Below are 8,677 nucleotides of genomic sequence, written 5' to 3'. Positions count from 1 at the left end.
GGACCGCGCCGAGCACCGACACCAGGAGGGTGAGCGCGTAGGCGATGGCGGAGGCGTAGCCGAAGTCGAAGTACCGGAAGCCGTTCTGGTACAGGGCAGTCGGTCGACTGCCCGCCCCCGGCGTCTCGGTACGTCTGTGTCGCGCCGTTGCGGCCCGGAGGCTCAGAAGCCGCCGGTCTGCTCGTCCCGGCGACGCTGCCAGCGCTGCTCGACTCGGTCCATCATCCCGGCCTTGCGGCGCGGGGCGGCGGCCTGGCGGGGCCCGGAGCCCTGGCTCGCGGGCCCGCGACGCCAGCCGGTCACGGCGAACACCGCGCAGCCGAGCATCACCAGGAAGCCCACGACGCTGACCCAGATCTGGTTCGGAACGACCATGCCACCCATCAAGAGGCCGATCCCCACCACGAATCCGGCGATGGCCAGGTAGACCCGCCGACGGGTGTAGGTGCGCAGCCCGGTTCCCTCGAGCGCCGACGCGAATTTGGGATCTTCGGCATACAGCGCTCGCTCCATCTGGTCGAGCAGTTGCTGCTCGTGCTCCGAGAGCGGCACGGAGTCCTCCTACTCGTCGGTCGCGGGTGCGACCGGTCCGCCCACCCCGGTCGGGGAGGCAAGTCCAATCAGCCTTGGGGCACACGGTCGGACGCCTGTGCGGGGGACCCGGCCCGTGTCGTCCATATGCCCCACGCATCCGGCTGTCATGCTTTCCGGCTTTACCCAGATCATACGGTCCGTAGGCCCGTTACGGGGTGGTCTGCGCCGCGTGGGCCGGGCCACTTCGACCGGGCACGGCCGCACCGGTGTCAACGCGCCACGCCCCGGACAAGTGCCCGATCCGGTGGAATCGGTCCGGACCTGGGGACCTCCGCCTCAGGACAACGGAAACCGGCCGGTCAGCCGGGCCCGGGAAAGGGCGAACGTCCGGAATGCGAACCGCCGCCGTACGGTGTGCGAACCGTACGGCGGCGAAGGTCTCGCGGAGGGTTCGCGAAGGCCCGGCGAGGGGCGGCTCCGGCGGGACCCGATCCGAACTCGGGCCGAATTCGGGCCGGATTCGGTCCGGGTTCAGGCCAGGGTCGCCAGCAGGTGCAGCTGGGTCGCCACGGCGTGGAAGGCGGGCTGCTCGGCGGCGGCCTGCTCCAGCTTCAGCAGCGCCTCCAGCGCGCCCGGCTCGGTGTCCACCAGCACCCCGGGGACCAGGTCGGCGAAGACCCGCACGCCGTGCACCGACTCCACCCGCAGGCCCGCGTCCTCGGCGAGCCGGCCCAGCTCGTCACCGGTGAAGCGGCGCGGCATCGGGTCCTGCTCGCCCCAGCGGCCGTCGGTGGCGGAGAGCACCGTCCGGGCCTCGGTGAAGTGGCCCGCCAGCGCGCGGGCCAGGACGGCGCCGTTGCGGTTGGCGGCCAGCAGGCTGACCAGACCGCCCTTGCGCAGGGTGCCGGCCAGGCTGCCGAGCGCTTCCGCCGGGTCGTCCACGACCTCCAGCACGCCGTGGCAGAGCACCGCGTCCACGGTGCCGGGGGCGACGAGGTCGGGCAGTGTCTGGGTGTCGCCCTGGACGGCCCGGACCAGGTCCGTGACGCCGGCCTCGGCGGCCCGCCGCTCCAGGGCGAACAGCGCGTCCGGGCTCGGGTCGACCACGGTCACCCGGTGGCCGAGCTTGGCCACCGGCACGGCGAAGTTGCCCGTGCCGCCGCCGGTGTCGACCACGTCGAGCACCGGCTGGTCCAGCTCGGCCGCCCGCTTCTCCAGGGCTGCCCGCACCACCTCCCACACCACGGCGGTACGCAGGGCACTGCGGGGACGCGTCGGGTACAAGGTGGGACTCCTTGGCACGTGCAGTTCGATCAGGATGCCTCCACCTTAAGCCTGCCGGGTGGCCGGGTCGCTCGCGTCTGACGGCCCCTCGCCGTCCAGCGGCAGCCTCGGTGCGGGCGGGACCGCCCGCAGGCCCAGCAGCCGCTCGACCAGGCGCAGAAACAGGGCGGAGTTGCGGATCAGGTCGTCGGCGTCGCGGGCCGACGCGGCGCCCCGGATCCCGGCCTCGGCGGCCGCCCGGCGGCGGGCGCCGGCACCGTAGTAGAGCGCCCACTCGGCGAGCTCCGGGGCGATCTCGGGCAGCACCTCCCAGGCACTGCGGATGGCCTTGCGCCGCCGCGGGTTCTTCTCCGGGCGGCCGCGCACCGCCAGGACGGCCGCCACCGTACGCAGCGCCGCCAGGTGCGCGGTGGCGTACCGCTCCAGCGGGTCCTCCAGGGCGCGGGCCCGGGCGAGCGTGCGGTGGGCGTCGGTGAGCAGGTCGAGGGCGGCCGGCGGCGCGGCGACCCGGCGCAGCACGGGGTGGACGTCCCGGCCGGCGGGGCGCCCGCCCGACGGGTCCGGGATGTGCGGGAGGGCGGCGGAGTGGAGGCGGGCGGTGACGGGCTCCGGATGGCTGATGGTCATGGTCTCCCCCGTTCCGAGGCAGTGTGCGGACCGGGTGGTCCGTGCCCCTCCATCGTGACCGGCACCACTGACAATCCGTCCGTTCCGGGCGGGAGGCCCCGGAAAGCAGAGCGGCGGCGGGCGCGGGCCCTCCCCCGGACCGCGCCGCCGCCGTGTGCCGTCGCCCCCGCCGTTCCCCCCACGGACGACGGTGGCGAACCTCCCCCGTGGCCGGTCTCCCCCCGGCCCGCTCCGCCGCCCCGTGTCGGCGGTGCGGGGACCGTGACCAGCCCCGTTGCGGATCTTCCGCCACCGCCCCGGGCCGTACGGCCCGGGGGACGGAGGATCCGCCACCCGGGTGGGCCCGGCGCCCGACGCGCCGTTCCCTCCCGGGTGTCACTACTCTCCCGTCTCCGCAGGTCGGGGGCCATCCGCTGACGTACTCAACCGTGCATCTGAGTATCCGTACTCAGTACCCCGGTGCTCCCCCGGGCGCTCACCCCGGCGGCGGAACCGGCGGGGGCCCGCACGGCGTCCCGGGTCCGGGTACGGTACGGCGGGACCGGGCGGAACCGGCCCGGGTTCTTGCGAGGAGGGGGAGGCCATGACGATCCTGCCGCTGATCTTCACCAGCGGACTGGCCAGCGGTATCAACGCCTACGCGGTGGTGCTGCTGCTCGGCCTGCTGGGCCGGTTCGCCGGCGCGGAGTCGGTGCCGCACGCGCTGGAGCGCACGGACGTGCTGATCGCGGCCGCCGTGCTGTTCGCGGTGGAGGCGGTGGCCGACAAGATCCCGTACGTGGACAGCGTCTGGGACGTCGTGCACACCGTGATCCGGCCGATCGCCGGCGCCACCGTGGGCGTGCTGATCGCGAGCAACGACCCCGGTTCGCTCAGCGAGGTCGCGGCCGGCGCGATGGGCGGCACGACGGCGCTGGTCAGCCACCTGGTGAAGGCCTCGCTGCGGATGGCCGTCAACACCTCGCCCGAGCCGGCCAGCAACATCGTGGTCAGCATGGCGGAGGACCTCTCGGTGGCCGGCCTGGTCACCCTGGCGATCTTCCACCCGTGGCTGGCCGCCTCGATCGCGGCGGTGGTCCTGGCCGTCGGGCTGCTGCTGGTGTGGCTGGCGATCAGCAAGATCCGCGCCTTCCGGGCCCGGCGCCGCGAGCGCAAGGCCGCCCGGGCCGCCGCCGGCGCGTACGCCGGACAGCCGGGGGTCTGACGGCAGCAGGCGGCCGGGGGCTGACCGCGGGCCGCGGCGTCCCGGGGTCCTAGGATCAGGACCCATGGCACGGATCGTCATCATCGGCGCAGGAATGAGCGGGCTCGCGGCGGCCTCCCGGCTGGCCACGCTCGGCCACCGGGTGACGGTCTGCGAGGCGGGCGGCACGTACGGCGGCATGGTCGGCCGGTACGAGCGGGACGGCTTCGCCTTCGACACCGGGCCCGGGCTGCTGACCCTGCCCGCCGTCTACCGCGACCTCGCGCTGAAGACCGGCAAGGAGCCGCTGGAGCAGCTGGTCGAGCTGGCCCCGGTCGATCCGGAGAGCCGGCACGTCTTCGCCGACGGCACCGCCGTCTCACTGCCCAACGCCTCCCGAGGCGGCGTCAGCCAGGCCCTGGACACGGCCTTCGGGGCCGGCTCCGGCGCCCGCTGGAGCGCGGTGATGAACCACGGCCGGACGGTCTGGGAGGCCACCCGCCGCCCGCTGCTGGAGGAGCCGCTCCCGTCGGACCGCGCGTTCCTGGGCGCCGATCCGTACCCCGTCCCGCCGCGCACCGGCCTGGCCCGGCTGCGCCGCGCCGCCCCGTGGACCCTGCACGACGTGGCGGCGCGCCAGCTGGACGGACACCCCGGCCTGACCGCCCTGCTGTTCGAGTCCGCGGTCCGCTACGGCTTCGCCCCGGGCCGGGCCCCCGCCGGGGCGACCGTGCTGCCGTACATGGAGCAGTCCTTCGGCGTCTGGTACGTCCGGGGCGGCCTGCGCGCCCTGGCGGAGGCGGTGTTCCGGCGCTGCGAGCTGCGCAAGGTCGAGTTCCGCTTCGACACCCCCGTCACCCGGGTCGTCGTGGAGGACGGCCGGGCGCGCGGCGTCGAGACCCCGGCCGGCCGGATCGACGCCGACCTGGTGCTCTCCGCGATGGACGCCGGTGCGCTGTTCGGCGGCGGCCTGGCGCAGTGGCCGGGGAAGCCGGCCGAGGCGTGGCGTCCGTCGGGAGCGCCCGGCCGGTTCGGCGTGCTGCTCGCCCTGCGCGGCCCACGTCCCGCGGGCACGGCGCACCGGACGGTGGTGCACGCTCCCGACCTCGCCGCCGAGGAGCGGTCGCTGACCGGCCGGGGTCCGCTCTGCGAGCGCCCCACCGTGCAGGTGCTGCGCCCGGACGACCCCGCGCTGCGACCCGACGACGCGCACGAGAGCGTGGTGCTGACCGCGACCGTCCCGGCCCAGGGCGAGGTCGACTGGACCGCCCCCGGTGTCGCCGACCGCTACGCCGACCTGCTGCTCGCCCACGTCGACGCGGCCGGCGCCGGCCTGCGCGAGCGGGTGCTGTGGCGGGTCGTGCGCACCCCGGAGGACACCCGCCGGGAGACCGGCGCCCCGGGCGGCTCGGTCGCCCTGCCCGTGCTCGCCGGAGCCGACGGCGACTGGCTGAAGGCCGCCAACGAGACGCCCGTCCCCGGTCTCTACCTCATCGGCGGCACCGCCCATCCCGGCGGCGGACTGGCCCGCGTCGGCATGTCGGCCTGCATCGCCGCCGGCCTGGTCGGCCCCGCGTAGGACGCGGGCCGGGCGGGGGGCGGTGCGCCGACCGCCGCCCGCCGGACGCGTCAGCCCTGGTGCCAGGTGTTCTGCTGCTGGTAGCCGTAGGTCTGGTCGTACGCCTGCTGCTGCGGGATGCCCTGGGCGTTCGGGTCCGGCTGGGGCTGCCACTGCTCCTGGTGCTGCTGCTGGTACCCCTGGGTGTTCGGGTCCCAGGCCTGCTGGTGCTGCTGGTGTTGCTGGTAGCCCGCGTACTGGTCGTGCTGCCCGCCCTGCTGCTGCGGGTAGCCGCCGTACGGGTCCTGCTGCTGGTCCTGCTGCGGGTAGGCGCCGTAGGACTGGTCGTAGGCGAAGGCGGGCTGCTGCGCGGTCTGCCACTGCTGCTGGTCGTAGCCGCCCTGGTAGGCGGTGGCGTACGGGTCCTGGGCCTGCTGCTGCGGCGGCTGCTCGTAGTACCCGGGGGCGTAGATGCCGTCCTGGGCGAGTTCCTGCATCTCGAAGGCGGCGGTCTGCTCGACCTCCGGCACCTCCTGCGACACCGGCGCCGACGGGACGGCCGGGGTCTCCTCGACGGCGCTGACCTCGCCGATCCGCTCCGCCGCGACCGCGACGGCCGCCACCGCGGCCCCGCCGCCGGTGAGGGCGCCGAGCAGCGGCACCTTGGCAAGCGGGCCCGGCAGACTGCCGTCGGCCTTCCGCAGGGACCAGCCGTCCTGGTGGCCGCGCTTGACCGAGAGCGTCACGAAGGTCTGGCCGAGCGCGAACAGCGCCGCACCGGCCCCGATCACCACGACCGACCCCAGGCCCATCCCGACGGCCACGCCCAGGAAGCCGACCAGGGCCAGGGCCCGCCAGTGCACCGGCGCCCGGTTCTGCAGCAGTACCTCGGCGACCAGCCAGAGCGCCACCACCGCCAACGCGGCGTACAGCAGCAGGTATCCGATGCCCATCCGCCCGCTACCTCCAGTCGCGTGCCCGCGCGTCCACGCCGCGCGTGTCCGGCGACTGTACCGGTTCAACGGCCGGGGTACCGCATCGCGTTCCCGCCGCACCCGGCACCGGCCGCACACGACCGAGTCCGTCACCGTCGGTACGGTGGCGGGCTCGTGAACGTCCGGCGTCAGCGCGGCGTTCGGAAGGACCACCCGTCGGCCGGACAGCCCGCCGGCGGGCGCCGGGCGGCCGCTCAGCGCTGGTGCAGCCCCAGGTTCTGGTAGATCTCCAGGGTCGCCGTCGAGTGGTTCAGCGTGATGAAGTGCAGGCCGGGCGCGCCCTCGGCGAGCAGGCGCTCGGCCATCGCCGTGGCGTGCTCCATGCCGACGGCCCGCAGCGCCGCCGGGTCGCCGATGGCGGCCCGCAGGCGGGCCTCCAGGTCGGCGGGGAAGGCCGAGCCGCTGAGCTGCGGGAAGCGCTCCAGCTGCTTGGCGTTGGTGACCGGCATGATCTCCGGGATGATCGGCGTCTCGCAGCCGGCGGCGGTCACCCGGTCGCGCAGCCGCAGGTAGTCGTCCACCTCGAAGAACATCTGGGTGATCGCGTAGTCGGCGCCGGAGCGGATCTTCGCCACGAAGTGCCGGATGTCGTCGTCCCAGTCCGTCGAGCGCGGGTGCATGTTCGGCGAGGCGGCGACGCCGACGCAGAAGTCACCGATGCCCTTGATCAGCTCCACCAGCTCGTAGGCGTAGGTGACGCCCTCCGGGTGACTGACCCACTCGCCCATCGGGTCGCCGGGCGGGTCGCCCCGGACGGCGAGGACGTTGCGCACGCCCTGGTCCGCGTACTGGCCGATGATGTTGCGCAGCTCCGCGATCGAGTGGTCGACGGCGGTCAGGTGGGCGACCGGGGTCAGCGTGGTCTCGGTGGCGATCCGGCCGACCATGTTGACCGTGCGCTCGCGCGAGGAGCCGCCCGCCCCGTACGTCATGCAGACGAAGTTCGGGTCGAGCGGTTCGAGTCGACGGATGGCGTCCCAGAGCTTCTGCTCACCGGCCTCGGTGCGCGGCGGCATGAACTCGAAGGAGAAGGAGCGCTTGCCGGCCGCCAGGAGCTCGCGGACGGTCAGTGCGCGGTCCGTTCTCGTGGAAGCGATTCCGAGTGCCATGCTGGCAGGCTATCGGGCCTCCGACGAGGCCGGACAACCCGATTCCACGGATTGAGACAACTGGCGGACGGCATTCCGGTTGGCCCCGGGCAACTCCGCTGCAACTCGGCGGCAACTGCACGGCACCCCCGCGGCAACCGCCCGACACCCCGGGCGCCGCCCCCTCCGACCACCCCCGCAGGCCCGCTCGCACGCCCGTTCCCAGCCACCCAGCTACGCTTGCTGCACCCCAGAGAACCAGCGGAGCCCCATCGTGATCTCGTCCAGCACCCGGCCGGCCAACCCCATTGACGTGGAGGACGTCCGCACACGCGTCAACGCCGCGCTCGCCGCGTTCATGGACGGCCAGTCCGCGCTGCTCGGCACGATCTCGCCGCAACTGGTGCCCGCCGCCGACGCCCTGCGCGACTTCCTGCTGGACGGCGGCAAGCGGCTGCGCCCGGCCTTCTGCTACTGGGGCTGGCGCGCCGCCGGCGGCCCGGCCGAGGGCTCCGCCGGCGACGGGATCGCCAACGCGGCCGGCGCCCTGGAGCTGCTCCAGGCGAGCGCCCTGGTGCACGACGACCTGATGGACCGCAGCGACACCCGCCGCGGCCTGCCCTCGGTCCACCGCCGCTTCGAGGCACTGCACCGCGACAGCGGCTGGCGCGGCGACCGGGAGCAGTACGGCGCCTCGGCCGCCGTCCTGCTCGGCGACCTGCTGCTGATCTGGTGCGACGAGCTGTTCCTGCGCTCCGGCCTGGAACCGGCCGCCGTACTGGCCGCCAAGCCGGTGTTCGACCTGATGCGCACCGAGGTCATGCTCGGCCAGTACCTGGACGTGCTGGAGCCGGTGGCCGGCGACTCGACGGACGAGGGCGCGCTGGACCGGGCGCGGACCGTGCTGCACTACAAGTCGGCGAAGTACACGATCGAGCGACCGCTGCAGGTCGGCGCGCTGCTGGCCGGGGCCGGGCCGGAGCTGGTCGGGGCCCTCGGGGCGTTCGGACTGCCACTGGGCGAGGCCTTCCAGCTTCGGGACGACCTGCTCGGCGTCTTCGGGGATCCGGCGGTCACCGGCAAGCCGGCCGGCGACGACCTGCGCGAGGGCAAGCGCACCCTGCTGGTCGCCCACGCGATGCGCGGCCTGTCCGCCGCCGACGCCCGGCACCTGGACGAGCGGCTCGGCGCGCCGGACCTGGCGCCCGAGGAGGTCGCCGGGCTGCGCGAGCTGGTCGCCCGCAGCGGCGCGCCCGAGCTGGTGGAGCACCGCATCGAGGAGCTGATGCGGCAGTCGCTGGCCGCGCTGGAGGCGGCGCCGCTGGCGGACGAGCGGGCCCGCGGGGTGCTGCTGGCGCTGGCCGAGGCCGCCACCGTCCGCAAGTACTGAGGACGGCGGCGGCCCCCG

The 8,677-nt window shown here is 74.7% G+C and carries 8 protein-coding genes; 3 read left to right on the top strand and 5 right to left on the bottom strand.

From position 1 onward, the window contains the following. Positions 1-162: 162 nt before the first annotated feature. The 3 genes from AB0D10_RS30535 to AB0D10_RS30525 form a co-directional block, all read right to left on the bottom strand. Positions 163-552, bottom strand: a complete 390-nt coding sequence (locus AB0D10_RS30535) for a DUF3040 domain-containing protein (protein ID WP_360262176.1) — start codon at positions 550-552, stop codon at positions 163-165. 513 nt (positions 553-1,065) lie between these two features. Then, on the bottom strand, positions 1,066-1,818 hold the full coding sequence (locus tag AB0D10_RS30530; protein WP_360262175.1) for a methyltransferase domain-containing protein: 753 nt from the start codon (positions 1,816-1,818) through the stop codon (positions 1,066-1,068). Between the two features lie 45 nt (positions 1,819-1,863). Beyond that, the gene (locus AB0D10_RS30525) at positions 1,864-2,445 is read right to left on the bottom strand and encodes an SAV_6107 family HEPN domain-containing protein (RefSeq protein ID WP_360262174.1); all 582 of its coding nucleotides are present in this window, start codon (positions 2,443-2,445) and stop codon (positions 1,864-1,866) included. A 583-nt stretch (positions 2,446-3,028) separates the two neighbouring features. Here AB0D10_RS30525 and AB0D10_RS30520 point away from each other — a divergent pair. Continuing rightward, the gene (locus tag AB0D10_RS30520) at positions 3,029-3,649 is read left to right on the top strand and encodes a DUF4126 domain-containing protein (RefSeq protein WP_360262173.1); all 621 of its coding nucleotides are present in this window, start codon (positions 3,029-3,031) and stop codon (positions 3,647-3,649) included. Positions 3,650-3,713: 64 nt separating this feature from the next. Continuing rightward, on the top strand, positions 3,714-5,207 hold the full coding sequence (locus AB0D10_RS30515) for an FAD-dependent oxidoreductase (RefSeq protein WP_360262172.1): 1,494 nt from the start codon (positions 3,714-3,716) through the stop codon (positions 5,205-5,207). Positions 5,208-5,257: 50 nt separating this feature from the next. On the opposite strand, the gene AB0D10_RS30510 is transcribed toward AB0D10_RS30515, so the two are convergent. Both AB0D10_RS30510 and metF read right to left on the bottom strand, forming a co-directional pair. Further along, positions 5,258-6,139 carry a hypothetical protein gene (locus tag AB0D10_RS30510; protein ID WP_360262171.1) on the bottom strand — a complete coding sequence of 294 codons (882 nt, stop codon included), beginning with the start codon at positions 6,137-6,139 and terminating at the stop codon, positions 5,258-5,260. Positions 6,140-6,375: 236 nt separating this feature from the next. Then, positions 6,376-7,290, bottom strand: a complete 915-nt coding sequence (gene metF, locus AB0D10_RS30505; RefSeq protein ID WP_360262170.1) for a methylenetetrahydrofolate reductase [NAD(P)H] — start codon at positions 7,288-7,290, stop codon at positions 6,376-6,378. Between the two features lie 253 nt (positions 7,291-7,543). Between metF and AB0D10_RS30500 the strand changes: the two genes are divergently transcribed. Continuing rightward, on the top strand, positions 7,544-8,659 hold the full coding sequence (locus AB0D10_RS30500; protein WP_360262169.1) for a polyprenyl synthetase family protein: 1,116 nt from the start codon (positions 7,544-7,546) through the stop codon (positions 8,657-8,659). The last annotated feature ends 18 nt before the right edge of the window (positions 8,660-8,677 follow it).

This window comes from Kitasatospora sp. NPDC048545 (assembly GCF_040651155.1).
In the GTDB taxonomy this organism is placed as follows: domain Bacteria; phylum Actinomycetota; class Actinomycetes; order Streptomycetales; family Streptomycetaceae; genus Kitasatospora.
This window is presented reverse-complemented; position numbering and strand designations above follow the sequence as displayed.

What these genes read in the sequence shown, in the direction of transcription:
- AB0D10_RS30510 (WP_360262171.1), bottom strand. Translation starts at nt 6,139, where the DNA reads ATGGGCATCGGATACCTGCTGCTGTACGCCGCGTTGGCGGTGGTGGCG.
- AB0D10_RS30515 (WP_360262172.1), top strand. Translation starts at nt 3,714, where the DNA reads ATGGCACGGATCGTCATCATCGGCGCAGGAATGAGCGGGCTCGCGGCG.
- metF (WP_360262170.1), bottom strand. Translation starts at nt 7,290, where the DNA reads ATGGCACTCGGAATCGCTTCCACGAGAACGGACCGCGCACTGACCGTC.
- AB0D10_RS30525 (WP_360262174.1), bottom strand. Translation starts at nt 2,445, where the DNA reads ATGACCATCAGCCATCCGGAGCCCGTCACCGCCCGCCTCCACTCCGCC.
- AB0D10_RS30520 (WP_360262173.1), top strand. Translation starts at nt 3,029, where the DNA reads ATGACGATCCTGCCGCTGATCTTCACCAGCGGACTGGCCAGCGGTATC.